Origin of the sequence: Variovorax sp. dw_954 (assembly GCF_018449755.1) — a bacterium.
GTDB lineage: Bacteria > Pseudomonadota > Gammaproteobacteria > Burkholderiales > Burkholderiaceae_C > Variovorax.
Genome location: NZ_JAAVVD010000005.1, coordinates 211,518 through 231,586, shown reverse-complemented (window position 1 = coordinate 231,586; position 20,069 = coordinate 211,518). Strand labels below are relative to the sequence as shown.

Genomic DNA, 20,069 nt, shown 5'->3' with positions numbered 1-20,069 from the left:
CCGGGCCCGACGCTTCTACGGCGTCGCTTTGGCCCTGGCGGAAAAGGGTTTGGGTGGGTCGTGCTCGGCCACGCGCTGCGCGACCTGCGGCGAGACCGGCGCCGAGATGGCCCCGCACAGCATGTCGATGAGGTTCTCGACGGCGCGCTGCAGGTCGAAGCCGCGGTTGTTCTTGCCGCGCCGCGTCTTGAGACGCTCGAAGTCGGCCAGGCTGAAGATCACGAAGGCCACGGCGGCAAGAAAGCGCTGGCGCAACAGCAGCGGCGGCACGGCGGGCAGCAAGGGCTCGAGCATATCCTGGATGCGGCGAAAACCTCGCTCACCATCCTCGCGCGTCGATCCTGCGAGGTCGACTTCCGGATGCATTTGCGCCGCCGCGAGGAAGCGGTTGTACGAGTTCACTTGCGTGGTCGCGAGGCCCGTTGCCAGCGGCCACACGATGGCCTCGACCAGCGCGCGCAAGTCGGTGTATCGCTGCTCGACGAACACGCGGTCGAGGTAGTCGTTGCGCAAGCCGTCGATCTTCACCATGCCCCGCTGCAGGATCGCCTGGATCAGCGCTTCCTTGGAGCCGAAGTGGTAGTGCAGCGCCGAGTTGTTGCGCTGGCCGGATTCGCGGGCGATCTCGCGCATCGACACCGCATCGATGCCTTTCTCGGCAAAGAGCTGCTGCGCCGTGACGAGCAGCACGTCGGCGCTGTCGAGGCTGGGGGCCGGCGCGGCGCCGCTTTTGCGCCTTGCCTTGCCGGCGGAGGGATTCGTCGTCGTGACCATGGAGCCGATTCTGGAATCAGCCAATCTTTAAGTCAAGTGCTTTACACCGAATAAATCATTTGATTTAATCCGATCCGTTCCGAACAAACCCTGAATGAGGCAAGCCCCGATGACCGAAGCCACCGCTCTCGCCGCCGAACCCGCACCGCGGGCCGCCGCGCGCCATGCTGCCCACGGCACGCATGAAGTCTTCAACCAGCCGACGCCCTACGGCGGCTACAACCTGCTGGCCCGCGACCACGCGTTGCGCGAAGGGCTGGCGCGCGAAGGCGCCGCCTGGGCCGCACCGCGACTCGACGCCTTCGCCAGGGACCTGTCCGACCCGGAGGCGATCCGCCACGGCTACATGGCCAACCGCTACGTGCCCGAACTGCACACGCACGACAACTACGGCCATCGCATCAACGAAGTGCAGTTGCATCACTCGTGGCACGAACTGATGCGCCTCGCGCGCCGCCATGAGGTGCATTCACTGCCCTGGCGCAATCCGCAGGCCGGCAGCCATGTCGCGCGAGCCGCGTCGAGCATGCTGATGGCGCAGGTGGAAAGCGGCTCGCTCTGCCCGCTGCACATGACCTATGCCGGCGTGCCGGTGCTGCGCAACAACCCCGCCCTCAGTGCGCAGTGGGAGCCGCTGCTCACTTCCACCAGCTACGATCCGCGCTATCGCCCTTCATCGGAAAAGACTGCAGCCCTGATCGGTATGGCCATGACGGAGAAGCAAGGCGGCTCCGACCTGCGCGCCAACACTACCGTGGCGCGGCCGACGCAGGAGGCCGGCGTCTACGAACTCACCGGCCACAAGTGGTTCTTTTCGGCGCCCATGGTGGATTGCTTCCTCACGGTGGCCCAGATCGAAGGCTCGCCGGGCCAGATCTCATGCTTCCTCGTGCCCTTCTGGCTACCCGACGGCACGCGCAACCGCTTCTCGATCATGCGGCTCAAGGACAAGTTGGGCAACCGCTCCAACCCGTCCAGCGAGATCGAATACAACGGCACGCTGGCCTGGCGTGTCGGCGACGAAGGCAAGGGAATCCGCACCATCATCGAGATGGTCAGCCTCACGCGGCTGGGTTGCGCCTCGATCTCCGCGGGCATCATGCGGCAGACCCTGTTCCGCGCGCTGCATCACACGCAGCAACGCTCGGCCTTCGGCGCCAAGCTGGTGGACAAGCCGTTGATGAGCAACGTGCTGGCCGACCTCGCGCTCGAATCCGAAGCCGCGACGGCCCTGCTGATGCGCCTGGCCGGCAGCATCGACCGCGCCGCCACCGATGACAACGAGGCCCGCTTCTCGCGCGTCGTCACCGCCATCGCCAAGTACTGGCTGGCCAAGCGCGCCAGCGCCAACGCCTTCGAGGCGCTGGAGTGCCACGGCGGCTTCGGCTACATCGAGGATTCGATGATGCCGCGCTTCTACCGCGAGGCGCCGGTGCAGAGCGTGTGGGAAGGCAGCGGCAACGTGATCTGCCTCGACGTGCTGCGCGCCGTCGACCGCGATCCGGACGCGCTGTTGCCCGTGCTGCAGGAGATCGAACTGGCCAGGGGCATGGACGCGCACCTCGACCGCACCACGGCCTGGCTGCGCACCGCCATCGGACGCCGCGACCAGATGGAAGGCATCGCGCGCCGCCTCGTCGAGAAGACGGCGCTGGCGCTGCAGGCCTCGCTGCTGCTGCGCTTCAGCCCGTCATATGTGTCGCAGGCGTTCTGCGCCTCGCGGCTCGGCGGCGACTGGGGCCTTGCCTTCGGCACGCTCGGGACGGAGGTCGAATTCAGGAAGGTGATCGAGCGCTCCTGGGGCGAGCGGGGCTGAAGATGCGCGCCCTACCCGGCGACTTCGGCTTCGTCTGGCTCATCGGCGGCTGGTGATCCCGCATGGCAGCAACTCGATACATTTACGACCGTCGATCGCCCTGTCCTGACAGTTGTCGCCGCGCCATTGCAAGGACTGACGGTCACGCCGGCCGAGTGCTGAACCGGTCCCTTGCATCGCCACGTGTCCCTCTGGCAAGTGGAAAAAAAGAGGCCCGCACGATGCGGGCCTAAGGATCTGTGGTTAGGAGACCCATGGAGAAACCACTAGCCGTGCCCACAATGAGCCCGAAATTGTGAATTTGCAAGTTCCAAATGTAAAAAAAGGGGCCCGAAGGGGCCCCTTTTTCACGTTTTGACGAGCAACTCAACTCAACGCACAACGGCGATTTGCGTGCGCACACCGCCCTTGTAGGTGTAAAGCGTGAGGGCGCCGTTCTTGATGTCGCCCTTCTCGTCGAAAGCGATCGGCCCGGTCAGGCCGTTGTACTGGACCTTGCCGACTTCAGGCAGGTAAACGGCCGGGTCCGAAGACTTGGCGTTGACCATGGCGGTTGCCATCACGTTCACGGCGTCATAGACGTACGGCGCATAGATCTGCACTTCGACGCCGTTCTTTTCCTTGAACTTGGCCTTCCAGGCATCCAGCGGCGCCTTGAAATCGCCGTCCACACCGCCGGCTTCGGCGCAATAGACCATTTCTTCGCCGACGGCATCGCCAGCCAGCTTGGGCAACTCGTTGGTGCACATGCCGTCGCCGCCCATGAACTTGACGGTCATGCCGAGTTGCTTGACTTGCTTGAGCATCGGGCCGGCAACGGCGTCCATGCCGCCGAAGAACAAGACGTCGGGCTTGGCGCCCTTGAGCTTGGTCAGGATGGCGTTGAAGTCGGTCGAGTTGGCAGTGGTGAACTCGTGGCCGACGATGGTCGCGCCCGAGGCCTTGGCCGACTTCTCGAACTCTTCGGCCACGCCCTGGCCGTAGGCCGTGCGGTCGTCGATCACGGCAATGTTCTTGCCCTTGAGCGTTTCGACGGAGTACTTGCCCAGCGTACCGCCGAGTTGCGTGTCGTCAGCCACCACGCGGAACGTGGTCTTGAAGCCTTGACGCGTGTACTTCGGGTTGGTTGCCGACGGCGAGATTTGCGGGATGCCGGCGTCGCTGTACAGCTTGGACGCGGGGATGGTGGTGCCCGAATTCAAGTGACCCACGATGCCGTTGACCTTGCTGTCGATCAGCTTCTGGGCCACTGCCGTGCCTTGCTTCGGATCGCCGGCGTCGTCTTCGGCCAGCAGTTCGAACTTGGCAACCTTGTCGCCGATCTTGATGCCCTTGGCGTTCAGGTCTTCGATGGCCATCTTGGCGCCGAGTTCGTTGTCCTTGCCGAGGTGGGCAATGGGGCCGCTGGTGGGGCCAACGTGACCGATCTTGACGACGATCGATTCACCGGCAGGAGGTGCGGCGGGCGCGGGAGCAGATGCGGTGGGCGCCGGCGTCGCTGCGGGAGCGGCAGCTTCTTCCTTCTTGCCGCAAGCCACTAGCGTAAGAGCAGCCAGGGCGACCGCAGTCCATTTCAATTGCATGGGAACCTCCAGAACATGGATGAAAAAACACAAAAAAACCGGTCGATTGAACCGGGCAAGACACAGAGCAAAATCCGCGCCTTGTCCGCCTCACGGCGCCCTCGCGCCCTCGACCCGGCGCGGAGTGTATCTGAATGGTTAAGTGCGCTGACCTGTAGTAGACCCTGTGTTTTCCGCAAGTTCCCGGGCCAGCGCCTCGACCACCAATTCGCGCAAAACGCCTTCGATTTCATCGCGCAAGCGCGGCAACATCGCGTCCAGTTGCTGCTGCACCGCCGCCGACACGGTGTCGGTCAGGCGCGCTTCCAGGGAGAGGTCGATGCGCTGCAGCACGCGGTGCAACAACCCCTCTTCGAACCGGAAAGCGTCGGCGTCCGACACCATCGCGGTGGGCATGAGAGCGGCCCGCTCCTCCGAGGCGCTGTGGAATGCCAGCGGCGATTCAGGGAGCCGGGCGGGCGGCATCTCGGGCGCGGCCGGTGTCGCATCGGCCGCCACGGCCGAAAGGAGCGACGATGGCTCCACGACGGTCGTGAGCGTCGGCACGAAACGCGGTGGGGTTCGTGTCGGCCCGGCCATCAGGCGGCGCCTCCGGCCAGGTCGTGGCGCTTGAGCGCGTAGCCGCGTTCCGCGTAATGGCGCCAGCGCGCGCGGCTTGCGACCCGATCGGCCTCGTCTCCCGTCACCACTTCGATCAGGCGCTCGAAGCGCTCGAAGCCGGCCGGCACCCCGTCGCCGAGGTTCACCATCACCTGCTGGTGCGGCAAGCCGGTCGCATCCGCGGCGGCAAGGACGACGGCGGAACGGGCGACGATGTGCGCTTCACTGTCGCTGCGGCAATGACCGATGAAGTCGACCGCCGAGAACTGCCACAGCGCCGCATCGACCGCATCGAGCATGGCGTCGTCGGCCACGAGCACGACTTTCGCCCCGCCCGCGACGACCGCCTTGCGCAGCAGCCTGCAGGCATGGCTGACCTTGTCGACGGCATTGAAATGAAAGTCGATCTCGGTCACGCGCGAAGCTTCCTCACCGGGTCTTGCGCTTGCGTGGCACGGCTGGCGCGGCTAGAGCAACCGGCGCCTCAGCTGCGGCCCGGTCGAGCAGGTAGGCCATCAGCAAGCCGACCGGACGGCCCGTCGAACCCTTGGCCGCCCCGCTCTTCCACGCCGTGCCCGCGATGTCCAGGTGCGCCCAGGCGAAGTCACCGGCAAAGCGTTGCAGGAACTTGGCGGCGGTGATCGCCCCGCCGGCCCGCCCGGCGATATTGGCCACGTCGGCAAAATTGCTCTTGAGACCCTCCGCATAGTCCTCGTCGAGCGGCAGGCGCCAGCAGCGATCCAGCGATTGCTCGCCCGCCGCTTCGAGCGCCGCGGCCAGTTTGTCATCCGTGGAGAACAAGCCGCTGCGCACACCGCCGAGCGCGACCACGCAGGCGCCGGTCAGGGTGGCAATGTCGATCACTGCGGCGGGTTCGAAGCGCTTGGCATAGCTCAGCGCGTCGCAGAGGATCAGCCGGCCTTCGGCGTCGGTGTTGAGCACCTCGATGGTCTGGCCGCTCATGCTGGTCACGACGTCGCCGGGCTTCAGCGCCGCACCGTCGTTCATGTTCTCGCACGAGGGGATCAGCCCGACCACGTTGATGGCCGGCTTGCATTCGGCCAACGCACGGAACACGCCCAGCACGCTGGCCGCGCCGCACATGTCGAACTTCATCTCGTCCATCTCGGCCGCGGGCTTGAGCGAGACACCGCCCGTGTCGAAGGTGATGCCCTTGCCCACCAGCACCACCGGCGCATCGGACTTGCCCGCGCCGTGGTACTCCAACACGATGAAGCGAAGCGGCTGCGTCGAACCCTGCGCCACCGCAGCAAAGGAGCCCATGCCCAGCTTGGCAACCTCCTTGGGGCCGAGCACTTCGCACTTGATGCGCGGAAACTCCGTCAGCGCCTTCGCGGCCTCGCCCAGCAAGGCCGGCGTGCAATGGTTGGCCGGGCGGTTGCCCCACTCCTTGGCGAATTCGATGCCTGCCACCGTGGCAGACGACGCCCGGAAGGCCGCTTCCAGCGAGGCCGCGTCGGGCACGCCCAGCACCAGTTGCCGCACGGTGCGTGCATCGGCCTTGGGCTTGGTCGTCGTGTAGACATAGGTGGCATCGGCAGCGGCCTGCATTGCCTGCTGGAGTCCGGCGGCGTCAAGGGGCTGCGCGAACACCACTACAACCCGCTTGGGGTTGGCGGCCTTGACCGCCTGCACGCCAGCGCTGACCGCGCTGCGCACCGACGCGGCCGCGCCGTCGCCGACCGATACCAGCACCACGCGCGGCGCCGTGACGCCCTCGGGCCGGTAGAGTTGCAGCAGCTTGCCGGCCTTGGCGGGAAGGTCTTCCGATTCGCGCGCTTGCGCGAGCAGGCTTGCCAGGGGCCCCGTGGCCTCGTCGCCAGGGGATGCCGCGAGCACGATCAGCGCATCGGCCTTTTCGGTGGCGGCCTGGGCAATGGAGAGTGTCTTGAGTTGAAAGTCCATAATCCTTCTTTTCCTGAACGATGTTATTCCATTCCTCCCTACGCAAGGAGCTGTCGCGCAGCTTCGGGGCCACGCTGGTGGTCCTTGTCACCATCGTGATGACGATGATGCTGATCCGCACCCTGGGCCTGGCGTCCAAGGGCAGCGTCGATCCGGCGGAAGTGTTCCTGGTGATGACCTACACGGTGCTCGGCTACCTGCCGACCATCCTGAGCCTCAGCCTGTTCATCTCCATCGTCGGCACGCTGTCGCGCATGTACGGCGACAGCGAAATGATCATCTGGTTCTCCAGCGGCCGCGGCCTGGCCAACTTCACCTGGCCGATCCTGCGCTTTGCCTGGCCGATCCTGGTGTTGATCGCCATGCTGGCCTTCGTCGCCTGGCCGTGGGCCAACTCGCAGACCCAGGGCATGCGCGACCAGTACGAGCGCCGCAGCGACATCGACCGCATCGCGCCCGGTGAGTTCCAGGAGTCCTCCGGCCGCAACCGGGTGTTCTTCATCGACAAGGACACCGCCGACGACAGCACGGCATCGAACGTGTTCATCTCGTCGATCGAACGCAATCGCCAGTTGATCACTTCCGCGCGAAGCGGCCGGATCGAGACGATCGACAACGCGCGCTTCCTGATGCTGAGCAACGGCCAGCGACTGGAGCGGCCCTTCGACAAGTCAGCAGGCCTGAAGATCAGCGAATTCAAGACCTATGGCGCCCGGGTCGGCTCCAACGCGGCGACCTCGCCCGATGCCCTGCCGCCGCGCGCCCAGACCACGGTGGCCCTGCTGGCCAGCAGCGCGCTGCCCGGCCGCGCGGAACTGTCATGGCGATTGGGCATGTTGCTGGCCGCGTGCAATTTCGTGCTGCTGGCGCTGGCGGTGGCGAGCGTGAACCCGCGGGTCGGACGCAGCGGCAACCTGTTGTTCGCGCTGTTCGCATTCGTCATCTACTACAACATGCTGAACCTTGGCCAGGGATGGGTGGGCACCGGCCGCATCGCACCCGGGCCTTTCCTGCTGGCATTGCATGGAGGCGTCTTCGTGGTCGCCGTCGCATGGCTGGCCAAGCGCCACAACAACTGGAGCTTCAGCCTGCGCCGCCGCTCCTCCATTGCTTCGTCCACTGCGTGAAAACCATACGCCGACTCATCTATGGCGAGGTGCTGAAGTCCGTCGCCTTCGTCGCACTGGGCTTTCTTTGCCTGTTCTTCTTCTTCGATTTCATCGACGAGCTGCAGGCGGTCACCAAGTCGTCGAACACGCTTGGCTACGGCTTGCCCCAGGCCATCCTCTACGTCTCGCTGCTGGTGCCGAGCCATCTCTACGAGTTGCTGCCGATCGCAGTGCTCATCGGCACCATCTTCGTGATGGCGCGCCTGGCGCAAAGCTCCGAATACACCATCCTGCGCACCAGCGGACTCGGGCCATGGCGGGCGCTGCGCACGCTGTTGGTGCTCGGGCTCGGGTTCGTGGTGCTGACATTCGCGGTGGGCGACTACGTGGCGCCTTTCAGCGACCGCACCGCCACGCTGGTCAAGGCCCGCTACCAGGGGCTCTTCACCACCAGCGGGCTCACGGGCGCCTGGCTGCGCGAAAAGGGCGACGACAAGTCCTATGCGGTCAATGTCCTGTCCATGGGGCGCGACGGCTCGCTGACGAGCCCGCGGATCTTCGAGTTCGATGCCAAGGGCTTCCTGACCGCCCAGACCTCCGCCGACTCCGCCCGCATCGAGCCGGACGGCACCTGGCTGCTCACGAGCGTGGAGCGCCAAGCCTACGATGCCAACGGCGCCGACACGAAGGCGCAGATTCGCACCACGGCTGAACCACTGCTGCGCTGGCCCAGCACCATCACGCACGAGATGGTCTCCGTGGCCTTGCTCAAGCCCGATCGCATGGCAACGATCGACCTGTTCGCCTACATCCGGCACTTGAACGCCAACGGCCAGAAGACGCAACGCTATGAAATCGACTTCTGGCGCAAGGTGTTCTATCCGCTGTCCTGCCTGGTGATGGTGGTGCTGGCCTTGCCCTTTGCCTACCTGCACTTTCGCCAGGCCGGCATCACGACCTATGTCTTTGGCGGCGTGCTGATCGGCATCAGTTTCTTCCTGCTGAACAACGTGTTCGGCTACATCGGCAACCTGCGGACCTGGTCGCCCTGGTTCACGGCCGCCGCGCCGGGCATGATCTATTCGGTGATGTCCCTGGGCGCCTTCGGCTGGCTGGTGCTGCGGCGCTGAAGCGATGCAGGCCAGGCGCGGCATCGTGTTGTTCGCGCATGGGTCGCGCGATGCGCGCTGGCGCGAGCCGATCGAGGCCGTCGCCCTTCGCGTCGCCGAGCGCCACCCGGAGGCCCTCGTGCGTTGCGCCTACCTTGAACTGGTCGCGCCCGACCTGACGACCGCCGTGGCCCAGCTGGTGGGCCTGGGAGCAACGAGCGTGCGCGTGGTGCCGCTGTTCCTCGGCATCGGGAAGCATCTGCGCGAAGACCTGCCCAAGCTGATGGCGCAATGTGCCGACACCCACCGGGAAGTCATCTTCACGCTGCAAAAGGCCATTGGCGAGGAGTCGGAGGTGATTGACCTCCTGGCCAGGATTGCGTGTCCGGATGGCTAAGACGCAACACTTTCCATAGACGCAGGCGGCATAATGAAATCCATATAAGGACACCATTCGTTATGAACCTGCACCAATTCAAGTTTGTCCAGGAAGCGGTGCGCCGCAATCTCAACCTGACCGAGGCGGCCAAGGCGCTGCATACCTCGCAGCCAGGCGTCTCCAAGGCGATCATCGAACTCGAGGAAGAACTCGGCGTCGAGATCTTCGCGCGGCACGGCAAGCGCCTGAAGCGCGTGACCGAGCCCGGCCAGCACGTCATCGCCAGCATCGAACTCATCATGCGCGAGGTAGGCAACCTCAAGCGCATCGGCGAGCAGTTCAGCGCGCAGGACAGCGGCACGCTGTCCATCGCGACCACCCACACGCAGGCGCGCTACGTGCTGCCGGTGCCGGTGGCGAAGTTGCGCGAGGCCTACCCCAAGGTCAACGTCAGCCTGCACCAGGGCTCGCCCGACCAGGTGGCGCGCATGGTGATCGACGAGGTGGCCGAGATCGGCATCGCGACCGAGTCGCTGGATGCCTATGCCGAACTCGTGACCCTGCCCTGCTACGAATGGCAGCACGTGCTGGTGCTGCCGAAAGACCATCCGCTGGCGGGCAAGGAGCGCGTATCGCTCGAAGACCTGGCCCACGAACCGATCATCACCTACCACCCATCCTTCACCGGGCGCACCCGCATCGACCACGCCTTTGCGGCAAAGAAGCTTTCGCCGCGCATCGCGCTCGAGGCCATCGATTCGGACGTGATCAAGACCTATGTGCGCCTGGGGCTGGGCGTGGGCATCGTGGCCGAGATGGCGGTGCGCGACGACACCAATGCCGACCTGGTGGTGAAGCCGATGGGGCACATCTTTGGCCAGAACATTGCGCGCGTGGCTTTCAAGCGCAGCGCCTATCTGCGCAACTTCGTCTTCAAGTTCGCGGAACTGCTGAGCGACCGGCTCGACCGCAACCTGATCGCCAAGGCCCTGAGCGGCCACAACGAGGACTTCGGGATGTGAACTGCACAATGTCGAAGAACCACCCAAGCCACGACACCATGAGAACCGTCATCGCCGCCCCACGCACCCCCGATATCACCACCAAGCTGCCGTCCGTCGGCACGACCATCTTCACCGTGATGTCGGCGCTGGCCGCGGAGAAGAATGCGGTGAACCTGGGCCAGGGCTTTCCGGATTTCGGCTGCGACCCGAAGCTGCTGCAGGCCGTGACCGACGCCATGGCCGCCGGCCACAACCAGTATCCGCCGATGCCCGGCGTGCTGCCCTTGCGCAACGCCATCGCCAGCAAGGTCGAGGCGCTCTACGGACACCGCTACAGCGCGGCGGACGAGATCACGATCACGGCCGGGGCGACGCAGGCCATCATCACGGCGATCCTCGCGGTGGTACGGGCGGGCGACGAAGTGATCGTGCTGGAACCCTGCTACGACAGCTACGTGCCCAACATCGAACTGGCCGGCGGCATCGTCGTGCGCGTGCCGCTGACGCCGGGCACCTTCCGGCCCGACTTCGACAAGATCGCGGCCGCCCTGTCGCCCCGAACGCGCGCGATCATCGTCAACACGCCGCACAACCCGAGCGCGACTGTGTGGACCGATGCCGAGATGCGCCGCCTCGAGGCGTTGCTCGCGCCCACCGAGGTGCTGGTGATCGCCGACGAGGTGTACGAGCACATGGTCTATGCGCCGCTGCGGCATGAGAGCGTGGCGCGCTACCCGGGCCTGGCGGCACGCAGCTTCATCGTGAGCAGCTTTGGCAAGACTTATCACGTGACGGGCTGGAAGGTCGGCTATGTGGCCGCGCCGGCGCCGCTCACGGCCGAGTTCCGCAAGGTGCACCAGTTCAACGTCTTCACGGTCAACACGCCGATGCAGCATGCACTGGCGCAGTTCATGGCCGATCCGGCGCCCTACCTGGAACTGCCGGCCTTCTACCAGCGCAAACGCGACTTGTTCGCCGCGGGCCTGGCGAAGACACGGCTGCGCTTGCTGCCGAGCCAGGGCACCTACTTCCAATGCGTCGACATTTCCGGGGTGAGCGACCTGTCCGAGTCGGAGTTCTGCCTCTGGCTGACCGGCGAGATCGGCGTGGCTGCGATACCGCTGTCGGCCTTCTATGGCGATGGCTTCGACCAGCGCGTGGTGCGTTTCTGCTTCGCCAAGAAGGATGAGACGCTGCTTTCGGCGCTGGAGCGACTCGCCCGGCTCTGACACGCTGCGGCGACTTCGCCTGACCTCCGAAGGGCCGTCTGTCCCCGGCGCGGACGGACGGCGCGAGCTGACCATGGACTCCTTCGCAAAGCTCTTAGGAGAAGGTCATGTCGCTCTCGTTGATCCTGCTGATCGTGGTGGTCCTGTTGCTGGTCGGCGCGCTGCCAAGCTGGGGCTACAGCCGCAACTGGGGCTACGGCCCGAGCGGCGGCCTGGGCCTGGTGCTGGTGGTCGTGGTCATCCTGGCGGTGCTCGGCCACATATAGCGCGCGGCGAACGGGCCAGCACCCGGTTGGCCCTCTTTTCCCCGCTGTGTCGGTGCGCTCTCGGGCATCCAGTACGGCTTGGGCACGGTGGGTTGCCTGCGACAAGCGCGCAAGCGGCCTTCATGTATTGAGCTGCGCCCAGGCCTTGTCCAGACGCTTCACGCTCACCGGCTGCGGCGTGCGCAGTTCCTGCGCAAAGAAGCTCACGCGCAACTCTTCCAGCAGCCAGCGGAACTCCAGCATGCGGTCGTCGACCGCGCCCTTGCGCTCCGCCACCAGACGCCAATACCTTTGCTCCTGCGGCCTCAGTTCGACGAGCCGGGCGGTGTCGCGCGCGGGGTCGGCGCGGAGCTTGTCCAGCCGTGCGGTGATCGCCTTCAGGTAGCGTGCGAAATGCTGCAGCTGCGGCCAAGGCGTGTCGGCGACGAAGCGCTTGCCGACCAGGCGTTGCAGTTGCTGCGCGGCGTCCTGCACCGAATCGGGCTGCACCTTGGTGTCCTTGATCTTGCGAGCCGCCGTCGCGTACTCGACGAGGATCGTGCCCGCCAGCCGCGCGACCTCGTTGGCTATCAGGGTCAGCCGGCCGCGACCTTCCTCGATGCGGCGCCTGAAGGCAAATTCATCGGTGGGCAATGGCTCCTGCAGGAAGGCGCGGTCCAGCGCGACATCGATGATCTGTGCGCGCAACTCCTCGACCGTGCCGAGGGGCATGAACTGCACGGCCATCTTCTGCAGGTCGGGGATGTTCTTCTCCAGGTACTTGAGCGCATCCTTGAGTTGCAGGGCGACGAGCCGGCGCAGCCCGGCGCGGTGCCTGGCAGCCGCAACGGCGGGCTCGTCGAACACCTCGATGGTGACGCCGTCCGCATGCCCGTCATTGACCAGGGCCGGAAAACCGACCAGCGACTGTGCGCCGCGCCGCACTTCCATCAACTCCGGCAGTTCGCCGAAGGTCCAGGTGGTGTAGCGCTGGCCGGCTGGCAGCGCGGGCTCCGGCGCCCTTGCGCCTTGCGCCGCCGGGGTCTGGCCACCCGGGGCGGGTGAGGGCTTCGTGTCCGGCGCCTTCTTGACGTTGAGCCCGGCCAGCGCCTGGAACGCACCGCGCGCCTGCGCCCCCAGCTCCGCCTTGAGAGCGCCCAGATTGCGCCCCATGCCGAGCTGGCGCCCATGCTCGTCGACGACGCGCAGGTTCATGAACAGGTGTGGCGGCAGCATGTCGAGCTTGAAGTCGGCGCGCTTCACGTCGAGGCTGGTGATGTCGCGCACCTTCTTCAGCAGCGCATCGGTCAACGAGCCGGCGCCGAAGGCCTCGGGCATCGCCATTTCCTCGGCCAGCCGCGATGCCGATTCAGGCAAGGGCACCAGCCGGGAACGCGGGCGTTGCGGCAGGCTCTTGAGCAGCGCCTGGATCTTGTCCTTGAGCATGCCGGTGACCAGCCATTCGCTGCGCTCCTCGCTGACCTGGTTGAGCACGAACAGCGGCACCGTGACGGTGAGGCCATCGCGTGCATCGCCCGGTTCGTGCAGGTAGGTGGCCGCGCAATCGACGCCGCCGAGCCGGATCGTCGGCGGGAAGGATTGCGTCGTGATGCCGGCCGCCTGGTGACGCATGAGTTCGTCGCGCGTGAGGAACAGCAGGCGCGGTTGCGTGACCGATGCCTGGCGGTACCAGTTCTCGAAGTTGATGCCGCTGGCCACGTCGGGCGGCAGTTGCGCGTCATAGAAGGCGAAGATGAGTTCGTCGTCGACCAAGACGTCCTGCCGGCGAGCCTTGTGCTCCAGGCCCTCGACCTCGCGCACCAGCTTGCGGTTGGCGGCAAGAAAAGGGAACTTGCTGTCCCACTGGCCACCGACCAGCGCTTCCCGTATGAAGATCTCGCGCGCCGCGACTGGATCGACGCGGGTGAAGTCGACGCGACGGCCGCTGTAGATGACCAGCCCATACAGGGTGGCGCGCTCCAGCGCGGTGACCTGCGCGCCCTTCTTCTCCCAATGCGGATCGAGCAGTTGCTTCTTCAGCAGATGCCCTGCGACCTGCTCCAGCCACTGCGGCTCGATGTTGGCGATCCCGCGGCCGAACAGCCGCGTGGTCTCGACCAGCTCGGCGACCACGATCCAGCGGCCCGGCTTCTTCTTCAGGTGCGCGCCCGGATGGCGATAGAACTTGATGCCGCGCGCGCCGAGGTAGGTCTCGTCGTCCTCGACCTTCCAGCCGACGTTGCCGAGCAGGCCGGCCAGCATCGACAGGTGCAGATGCTCGTAGCTGGCCGGCTGCGTGTTGATCTTCCACTTGTGCTCGGTGACGACGGTGAGCAACTGCGAATGGGTGTCGCGCCATTCGCGCACGCGGCGGACGTTGATGAAGTTCTGGCGCAGGAGTTGTTCGTATTGGCGGTTGGTGAGCTTGTGAGTCGGGTGACCCTCACCCCCGCCTGCCGGAGAGGGCCGGGCCGAGGGCTGCCCCCCCCGCGCCGCATGAATCCACGTCCAAAGCTGCAAGTACCCACTGAACTCGCTGCGCTCATCATCGAACTTCGCATGCGCCTGATCCGCCTGTTGCTGCGCCTCCATTGGCCGGTCCCGCACGTCCTGCACGCTCAACGCAGACGCGATCACCAGCACCTCTTCCAGCGCCCCGCGCGAACGCGCCTCCAGGATCATCCGGCCCACGCGCGGATCGAGCGGCAGCCGGGCCAGTTCGCCCCCGATCGCGGTCAGTTCGTTGGAATCGTCGACCGCGCCAAGCTCGTTGAGCAACTGGTAGCCATCCGCGATCGCCCGCGGCGACGGCGATTCAAGAAAAGGAAAGCGCGACACGTCGCCCAGCCGCAGCGACTTCATCCGCAGGATCACGCCGGCCAGCGAGGAGCGCAGGATTTCCGGATCGGTGAAGCGCGGCCGTCCCGCGAAGTCCTTCTCGTCATAGAGGCGGATGCAGATGCCGTTTGCGACCCGCCCGCAACGCCCCGCACGCTGGTTGGCGGCCGCTTGGCTGATCGGCTCGACCAGCAACTGCTCGACCTTGCTGCGGAAGCTGTAGCGCTTGACGCGCGCGGTTCCCGTATCGATCACGTAGCGGATGCCCGGCACGGTCAGCGAGGTCTCGGCCACGTTGGTGGCAAGCACCACGCGGCGACCGCTGTGGCCTTCGAAGATGCGGTCCTGCTCGGCCTGCGAGAGGCGCGCGAACAAGGGCAGCACCTCGGCGCCGCGGTACAGCGGCAGGTGCGCCAGGTGCTTGCGCAGATGCTCGGCCGCCTCGCGGATCTCGCGTTCGCCGGGCAGGAAGATCAGGATGTCGCCGGCGTTGTGCGGGTCGCGCCACAACTCGTCGACGCCATCGGCAATGGCGTTGTTCAGGTCGTACTCGCGGGATTCCTCGAAGGGGCGCCAGCGCTGCTCGACCGGAAAGGTGCGGCCCGAGACGTAGATGATCGGCGCTGGCCCTTTTTTGGAGGCGAAGTGCGTGGCAAACCGGTCCGCATCGATGGTCGCCGAGGTCACGATGACTTTCAGGTCAGGCCGGCGCGGCAGGATCTCGCGCAGGTAGCCCAGCAGGAAGTCGATGTTCAGCGAGCGCTCGTGGGCCTCGTCGATGATCAGCGTGTCGTAGGCTTTCAGCAGCGGGTCGGACTGCGTTTCCGCCAGCAGGATGCCATCGGTCATCAGCTTGACGGAGGCGTCGCGGCTCAGCCGGTCCTGGAAGCGCACCTTGAAGCCGACCACTTCGCCGAGCGGTGTCTTCAACTCCTCGGCGATGCGCTTGGCGACCGAGCTCGCAGCGATGCGCCGCGGCTGCGTGTGGCCGATCAGCCGGCCCTGCACCGCAGGCGCGTTGCCGTTCGCCGGCGCGGCGTTGATCTTGCCGCGGCCCAGTTGCAGGGCGATCTTGGGCAACTGCGTCGTCTTGCCCGACCCTGTCTCGCCACAGACGATCACCACCTGGTTGGCCTGGATGGCCGCGGCGATCTCGTCGCGCCGCGCGGAGACCGGCAGCGATTCGGGGAACTCGATGACGAGAGGTGCGCGCGGGCGAACGGCTTCGGGGGGAATGGTGCTCATGAACCCGTCAATTATCGCACTGCACAGGTTCACGTGCTACACTGGTTTTCGTGTGACTTTGGAAGAGTTCCAATGACTAACCTGACCATCTCAGTCGACGAGAAGCTGATTCGCAAGGCCCGCATCCGTGCCATCCACGAAGGCACTTCGGTCAGCGCGCGCATCCGCGAGTTCCTCGCCGAGTACGCCCAGGGCAACGACCGCCAGCAGACGGCAGGACAAGCCTTCATCGCGGCCGCCCGCCGCAGCAAGGCCAACAGCGAGGGCGCAAGCTGGACGCGCGACGACGCGCACGACCGCCCCTATCCCTCCGCTTGATGAGTACCTTCTTCGACACCAACGTGCTGGTGTATGCCGTCGATGCCGGCGACCCCGCACGCCGTGAAATCGCGCTCGCACGCTTCGAGCGGGCCTTCAAGGAAGACTCCATTGTGCTCAGCACGCAGGTGCTGCAGGAGTTCTACAACGTCACCACGCGCAAGCTGCGCCCGCCCTTGAGCGCCCGCGAAGCCGCCAGCCAGGTGGCCCAGTTGTGCGCATTCGAAGTGGTCAGTGCCACCGCCGACAGCGTGTTGGCTGCCGCCGAACTCGCGCAGAAGCACCGCCTTCAATGGTGGGACGCGCTGATCCTCGAAGCCGCGTTGCGGTCCAACGCCGACGTCCTCGTTTCGCAGGACGGGCAGCACGGCCAGCGTTTCGGCAAGCTTGTCGTCGAGAATCCATTCATTCAGGATTGATTCCCGCCGATCCGACAACCCTCCGCCCTTCATGTCGACCGTCTTCAATTTCACCTTCGTTCCGTGGTTTCGCTCGGTGGCGCCTTATATCCACACGCATCGCGGCAAGACTTTCGTGGTTGGCCTCGCGGGCGAAGCCATTGCCGCCGGCAAGCTGCAGAGCATCGCGCAGGACTTGGCCCTGATCCAGTCGATGGGCGTGAAGGTGGTGCTGGTGCACGGCTTTCGCCCGCAGGTCAACGAACAATTGCGCGCCAAGGGCCATGAGGCGCGCTATTCCCACGGGATGCGCATCACCGATGAGGTGGCGCTGGACTCGGCCCAGGAAGCGGCCGGCCAGTTGCGCTACGAGATCGAGGCCGCGTTCAGCCAGGGCCTGCCCAACACGCCGATGGCCGGGGCCACGGTGCGCGTCATTTCGGGCAACTTCATCACCGCGCGTCCGGTGGGCGTGCTGGACGGCGTGGACTTCAAGCACTCAGGCCTGGTGCGCAAGGTCGACGCCTCGGGCATTCGCCGCACCCTGGACTTCGGCGCGATGGTGCTGATCTCGCCCTTCGGTTTCTCGCCCACCGGCGAAGCCTTCAACCTCACGATGGAAGAGGTCGCGACCAGTGTCGCCATCTCGATCCAGGCCGACAAGCTCATCTTCCTGACCGAGGTGCCCGGCATACCGCTGGACCCCACGCTGCCGGTCAGCGAAGACAACCCGATCGACACCGAACTACCGCTCGACGCCGCCGAAAAACTGCTGGCCAACCTGCCACCGGCCCAACGCCCGACCGACTCCGCCTTCTACCTGCAGCACTGCGTGAAGGCCTGCAAGGCCGGCGTGGAGCGCAACCACATCCTGCCTTTCTCGGTGGATGGCTCGCTGCTGCTGGAGGTATACGTTCACGACGGCATCGGCACCATGGTCATCGACGAAAAGCTGGAGTCGCTGCGCGAAGCCACCGCCGACGACATCGGCGGCATCCTGCAGTTGATCGAGCCCTTCGAGCGCGATGGCACGCTGGTCAAGCGCGACCGCACCGAGATCGAGCGCGACATCGGGCACTACACGGTCATCGAGCATGACGGCGTGATCTTCGGCTGCGCCGCGCTCTACCCCTACCCCGAGGCCCGCACCGCCGAGATGGCCGCGCTGACCGTCTCGCCCAACGTGCAGGCGCAGGGCGACGGCGAGAAGATCCTCAAGCGCGTGGAGCAACGCGCCAAGGCGGCCGGCCTCGAAAGCATCTTCGTGCTCACCACGCGCACGATGCACTGGTTCATCAAGCGCGGCTTCGTGCAGGTCGATCCCGACTGGCTGCCCGAGGCCCGCAAGCGCAAGTACAACTGGGACCGCAAGAGCCAGGTGCTCGTGAAGAAGCTCTGACCCTCGACATGAATCCGTTACTGAACAAACTCCAACCGTATCCCTTCGAGCGCCTGCGCCAGCTGTTCGCCGGCGTGACGCCCGACCCGGCGCTCGCGCCCATCAGCCTCGGCATCGGCGAGCCGAAGCATCCGACGCCGGACTTCATCAAGCACGCGCTGACCGCGGGGCTGGGCGCCTTGGCCGCCTATCCCGCCACCGCGGGCGAGCCGAAGCTGCGCAAGTCCTTCACCGACTGGCTGCAGACCCGCTACGGCCTCGCGCTCGATCCGGCCACGCAGGTGCTGCCGGTGAACGGCTCGCGCGAGGCGCTGTTCGCGCTGGCGCAGACCGTCGTCGATGCCAGCGCGAAGCCGGCCCCCATCGTGGTCTCGCCCAACCCGTTCTATCAAATCTACGAAGGCGCGGCGCTGCTGGCCGGCGCCGAAACGTACTACGTACCGAGCCGCGCCGACCGCAACTTTGCCGTCGACTGGGACAGCGTGCCGGCGGACGTCTGGGCGCGCGCGCAACTCGTGTTCGTGTGCTCGCCGGGCAACCCGACCGGGGCCGTGATGCCGCTCGACGAGTGGAAAAAGCTGTTCGCGCTCTCGGACGCGCACGGCTTCGTCATCGCCTCCGACGAGTGCTACAGCGAGATCTACTTCCGCGAGGAACCGCCCCTCGGCGGCCTCGAAGCCGCGGCCAGGCTGGGTCGCAGCGACTTCAAGAACCTGATCGCCCTGACCTCGCTGTCCAAGCGCAGCAACGTGCCCGGCCTGCGCAGCGGCTTCGTGGCCGGCGACGCCTCGATCATCAAGAGCTTCCTGCTCTATCGCACCTACCACGGCAGCGCGATGAGCGGCGCCGTCGCCGCCGCCAGCATCGCAGCCTGGGGCGACGAGCATCACGTCGTTGAGAACCGCGCCCAGTACCGTGCCAAGTTCGCCGCCGTCACGCCGCTGCTCGAACCCGTGCTCGACGTGAAGCTGCCCGATGCGAGCTTCTACCTCTGGGCCGGCGTGCCCGCCCGGTGGGAGGGCGACGATGCCGCCTTCGCCCGCGACTTGTACGCTCAATACAATGTCACGGTGTTGCCCGGCAGCTATCTGGCCCGCGACTTCGGCGGCGTCAATCCGGGCCGGGGCCGCATCCGCATGGCGCTTGTGGCAGGCACCGACGAGTGCGTGGCTGCCGCCAACCGCATCGTCCAGTTCATCCAGTCGGGCCAATGACACGGCCCTTTTCTTGCATTCGACTTCCGAGACTTCATCCATGACCCAGCAACTCCAGCAAACCATCGACGCCGCGTGGGAAGACCGCGCCAACATGTCCGCAACCGACGCGCCGGCCGAGGTGCGCAAGGCGGTCGATCATGTGATCTCCGAGCTCAACAACGGCCACCTGCGCGTGGCCACGCGCGAGGGCGTCGGCCAGTGGACGGTGCACCAATGGATCAAGAAGGCCGTGCTGCTGTCGTTCCGCCTGAAGGACAACGAACAGATGCAGGCCGGCTCGCTGGGCTTCTACGACAAGGTGCCGACCAAGTTCTCGCACCTGTCGGCCGGTGAACTCAAGGAAGCCGGCGTGCGCATCGTGCCGCCCGCCGTGGCCCGCCGTGGCAGCTTCGTCGCCAAGGGCGCGATCCTGATGCCGTCGTACGTGAACATCGGCGCATACGTCGGTGAAAACACCATGGTCGACACCTGGGCCACCGTGGGTTCCTGCGCGCAGATCGGCGCCAACGTGCACCTCTCGGGCGGCGTCGGCATCGGCGGCGTGCTCGAGCCGCTGCAGGCCGGCCCGACCATCATCGAGGACAACTGTTTCATCGGCGCCCGCTCGGAAGTGGTGGAAGGCGTGGTCGTGGAAGAGAACTCGGTGCTGTCGATGGGCGTCTACATCGGCCAAAGCACACCCATCTACGACCGCGCAACCGGTGAAATCACCTACGGTCGCGTGCCGGCAGGCTCTGTTGTCATCAGCGGGTCTCTCCCAAAGGACAACGGCCGCTACAGCCTCTATGCTGCAATCATCGTGAAGCGCGTGGACGCACAAACCCGTGCCAAGACCTCGCTGAACGACCTGCTGCGCGACTGATTTTTCTTCTTCCGTTTC

General features: G+C 65.8%; 18 protein-coding genes. 12 read left to right on the top strand and 6 right to left on the bottom strand.

Going from position 1 to position 20,069, the window contains the following annotated elements:
- Positions 1–15: 15 nt before the first annotated feature.
- Complete coding sequence (locus HB681_RS11100) at positions 16–774, bottom strand: TetR/AcrR family transcriptional regulator (protein WP_213954862.1); 759 nt, start codon at positions 772–774, stop codon at positions 16–18.
- Positions 775–883: 109 nt separating this feature from the next.
- Here HB681_RS11100 and HB681_RS11095 point away from each other — a divergent pair, with 109 nt between their 5' ends.
- On the top strand, positions 884–2,590 hold the full coding sequence (locus HB681_RS11095; RefSeq protein WP_213954861.1) for an acyl-CoA dehydrogenase family protein: 1,707 nt from the start codon (positions 884–886) through the stop codon (positions 2,588–2,590).
- Positions 2,591–2,961: 371 nt separating this feature from the next.
- Here the strand turns inward: HB681_RS11095 and HB681_RS11090 are convergent, their stop codons facing one another.
- The 4 genes from HB681_RS11090 to HB681_RS11075 form a co-directional block, all read right to left on the bottom strand.
- Positions 2,962–4,173 (bottom strand): branched-chain amino acid ABC transporter substrate-binding protein, encoded by a 1,212-nt coding sequence (locus HB681_RS11090; RefSeq protein ID WP_213954860.1) that lies wholly within the window; start codon positions 4,171–4,173, stop codon positions 2,962–2,964.
- Positions 4,174–4,311: 138 nt separating this feature from the next.
- Positions 4,312–4,719, bottom strand: coding sequence for a hypothetical protein (locus HB681_RS11085; RefSeq protein WP_345944658.1), 408 nt, complete (start codon positions 4,717–4,719; stop codon positions 4,312–4,314).
- A gap of 32 nt (positions 4,720–4,751) precedes the next feature.
- The gene (locus HB681_RS11080; RefSeq protein WP_213954858.1) at positions 4,752–5,189 is read right to left on the bottom strand and encodes a DNA polymerase III subunit chi; all 438 of its coding nucleotides are present in this window, start codon (positions 5,187–5,189) and stop codon (positions 4,752–4,754) included.
- A 13-nt stretch (positions 5,190–5,202) separates the two neighbouring features.
- A complete protein-coding gene (locus HB681_RS11075; RefSeq protein WP_213954857.1) occupies positions 5,203–6,699 on the bottom strand; it encodes a leucyl aminopeptidase in 1,497 nt (498 codons plus the stop codon).
- 20 nt (positions 6,700–6,719) lie between these two features.
- Between HB681_RS11075 and lptF the strand changes: the two genes are divergently transcribed.
- The 6 genes from lptF (at position 6,720) to HB681_RS11045 (ending at position 11,795) form a co-directional block, all read left to right on the top strand.
- Positions 6,720–7,826 carry an LPS export ABC transporter permease LptF gene (lptF, locus tag HB681_RS11070; RefSeq protein WP_213954856.1) on the top strand — a complete coding sequence of 369 codons (1,107 nt, stop codon included), beginning with the start codon at positions 6,720–6,722 and terminating at the stop codon, positions 7,824–7,826.
- The gene (gene lptG, locus HB681_RS11065) at positions 7,823–8,938 is read left to right on the top strand and encodes an LPS export ABC transporter permease LptG (protein ID WP_213954855.1); all 1,116 of its coding nucleotides are present in this window, start codon (positions 7,823–7,825) and stop codon (positions 8,936–8,938) included. Before lptF ends, lptG begins: the two co-directional genes overlap by 4 nt.
- Positions 8,939–8,942: 4 nt before the next feature.
- The gene (locus tag HB681_RS11060) at positions 8,943–9,314 is read left to right on the top strand and encodes a CbiX/SirB N-terminal domain-containing protein (RefSeq protein ID WP_213954854.1); all 372 of its coding nucleotides are present in this window, start codon (positions 8,943–8,945) and stop codon (positions 9,312–9,314) included.
- 62 nt (positions 9,315–9,376) lie between these two features.
- Positions 9,377–10,318: a CysB family HTH-type transcriptional regulator gene (locus tag HB681_RS11055; protein WP_213954853.1), complete on the top strand. Its 942-nt coding sequence runs from the start codon at positions 9,377–9,379 to the stop codon at positions 10,316–10,318.
- Positions 10,319–10,356: 38 nt separating this feature from the next.
- Entirely contained in the window at positions 10,357–11,529 is a 1,173-nt protein-coding gene (locus HB681_RS11050; RefSeq protein ID WP_213954852.1) for a pyridoxal phosphate-dependent aminotransferase, read from the top strand.
- 107 nt (positions 11,530–11,636) lie between these two features.
- Positions 11,637–11,795 (top strand): DUF3309 family protein, encoded by a 159-nt coding sequence (locus tag HB681_RS11045; RefSeq protein WP_213954851.1) that lies wholly within the window; start codon positions 11,637–11,639, stop codon positions 11,793–11,795.
- Positions 11,796–11,915: 120 nt separating this feature from the next.
- Here the strand turns inward: HB681_RS11045 and hrpA are convergent, their stop codons facing one another.
- Entirely contained in the window at positions 11,916–15,857 is a 3,942-nt protein-coding gene (gene hrpA / locus HB681_RS11040) for an ATP-dependent RNA helicase HrpA (RefSeq protein WP_213954850.1), read from the bottom strand.
- A 72-nt stretch (positions 15,858–15,929) separates the two neighbouring features.
- Here hrpA and HB681_RS11035 point away from each other — a divergent pair, with 72 nt between their 5' ends.
- From HB681_RS11035 to dapD, 5 genes are read left to right on the top strand one after another with little or no spacing between them, the layout of a single operon-like run.
- On the top strand, positions 15,930–16,175 hold the full coding sequence (locus tag HB681_RS11035) for a DUF6364 family protein (RefSeq protein ID WP_213954849.1): 246 nt from the start codon (positions 15,930–15,932) through the stop codon (positions 16,173–16,175).
- The gene (locus HB681_RS11030) at positions 16,175–16,594 is read left to right on the top strand and encodes a PIN domain-containing protein (protein WP_213954848.1); all 420 of its coding nucleotides are present in this window, start codon (positions 16,175–16,177) and stop codon (positions 16,592–16,594) included. The genes HB681_RS11035 and HB681_RS11030 overlap by 1 nt, the downstream gene beginning before the upstream one ends.
- A gap of 31 nt (positions 16,595–16,625) precedes the next feature.
- Entirely contained in the window at positions 16,626–17,972 is a 1,347-nt protein-coding gene (gene argA, locus HB681_RS11025) for an amino-acid N-acetyltransferase (RefSeq protein WP_213954847.1), read from the top strand.
- 8 nt (positions 17,973–17,980) lie between these two features.
- Positions 17,981–19,186, top strand: a complete 1,206-nt coding sequence (gene dapC, locus HB681_RS11020; protein WP_213954846.1) for a succinyldiaminopimelate transaminase — start codon at positions 17,981–17,983, stop codon at positions 19,184–19,186.
- A gap of 40 nt (positions 19,187–19,226) precedes the next feature.
- A complete protein-coding gene (gene dapD, locus HB681_RS11015) occupies positions 19,227–20,051 on the top strand; it encodes a 2,3,4,5-tetrahydropyridine-2,6-dicarboxylate N-succinyltransferase (RefSeq protein WP_213954845.1) in 825 nt (274 codons plus the stop codon).
- The last annotated feature ends 18 nt before the right edge of the window (positions 20,052–20,069 follow it).

Coding starts and splice junctions, on each gene's coding strand:
- HB681_RS11100 (WP_213954862.1), bottom strand. CDS start 774: ATGGTCACGACGACGAATCCCTCCGCCGGCAAGGCAAGGCGCAAAAGC.
- HB681_RS11095 (WP_213954861.1), top strand. CDS start 884: ATGACCGAAGCCACCGCTCTCGCCGCCGAACCCGCACCGCGGGCCGCC.
- HB681_RS11090 (WP_213954860.1), bottom strand. CDS start 4,173: ATGCAATTGAAATGGACTGCGGTCGCCCTGGCTGCTCTTACGCTAGTG.
- HB681_RS11075 (WP_213954857.1), bottom strand. CDS start 6,699: ATGGACTTTCAACTCAAGACACTCTCCATTGCCCAGGCCGCCACCGAA.
- lptF (WP_213954856.1), top strand. CDS start 6,720: ATGTTATTCCATTCCTCCCTACGCAAGGAGCTGTCGCGCAGCTTCGGG.
- HB681_RS11060 (WP_213954854.1), top strand. CDS start 8,943: ATGCAGGCCAGGCGCGGCATCGTGTTGTTCGCGCATGGGTCGCGCGAT.
- HB681_RS11055 (WP_213954853.1), top strand. CDS start 9,377: ATGAACCTGCACCAATTCAAGTTTGTCCAGGAAGCGGTGCGCCGCAAT.
- HB681_RS11050 (WP_213954852.1), top strand. CDS start 10,357: ATGAGAACCGTCATCGCCGCCCCACGCACCCCCGATATCACCACCAAG.
- HB681_RS11045 (WP_213954851.1), top strand. CDS start 11,637: ATGTCGCTCTCGTTGATCCTGCTGATCGTGGTGGTCCTGTTGCTGGTC.
- hrpA (WP_213954850.1), bottom strand. CDS start 15,857: ATGAGCACCATTCCCCCCGAAGCCGTTCGCCCGCGCGCACCTCTCGTC.
- HB681_RS11035 (WP_213954849.1), top strand. CDS start 15,930: ATGACTAACCTGACCATCTCAGTCGACGAGAAGCTGATTCGCAAGGCC.
- HB681_RS11030 (WP_213954848.1), top strand. CDS start 16,175: ATGAGTACCTTCTTCGACACCAACGTGCTGGTGTATGCCGTCGATGCC.
- argA (WP_213954847.1), top strand. CDS start 16,626: ATGTCGACCGTCTTCAATTTCACCTTCGTTCCGTGGTTTCGCTCGGTG.
- dapC (WP_213954846.1), top strand. CDS start 17,981: ATGAATCCGTTACTGAACAAACTCCAACCGTATCCCTTCGAGCGCCTG.
- dapD (WP_213954845.1), top strand. CDS start 19,227: ATGACCCAGCAACTCCAGCAAACCATCGACGCCGCGTGGGAAGACCGC.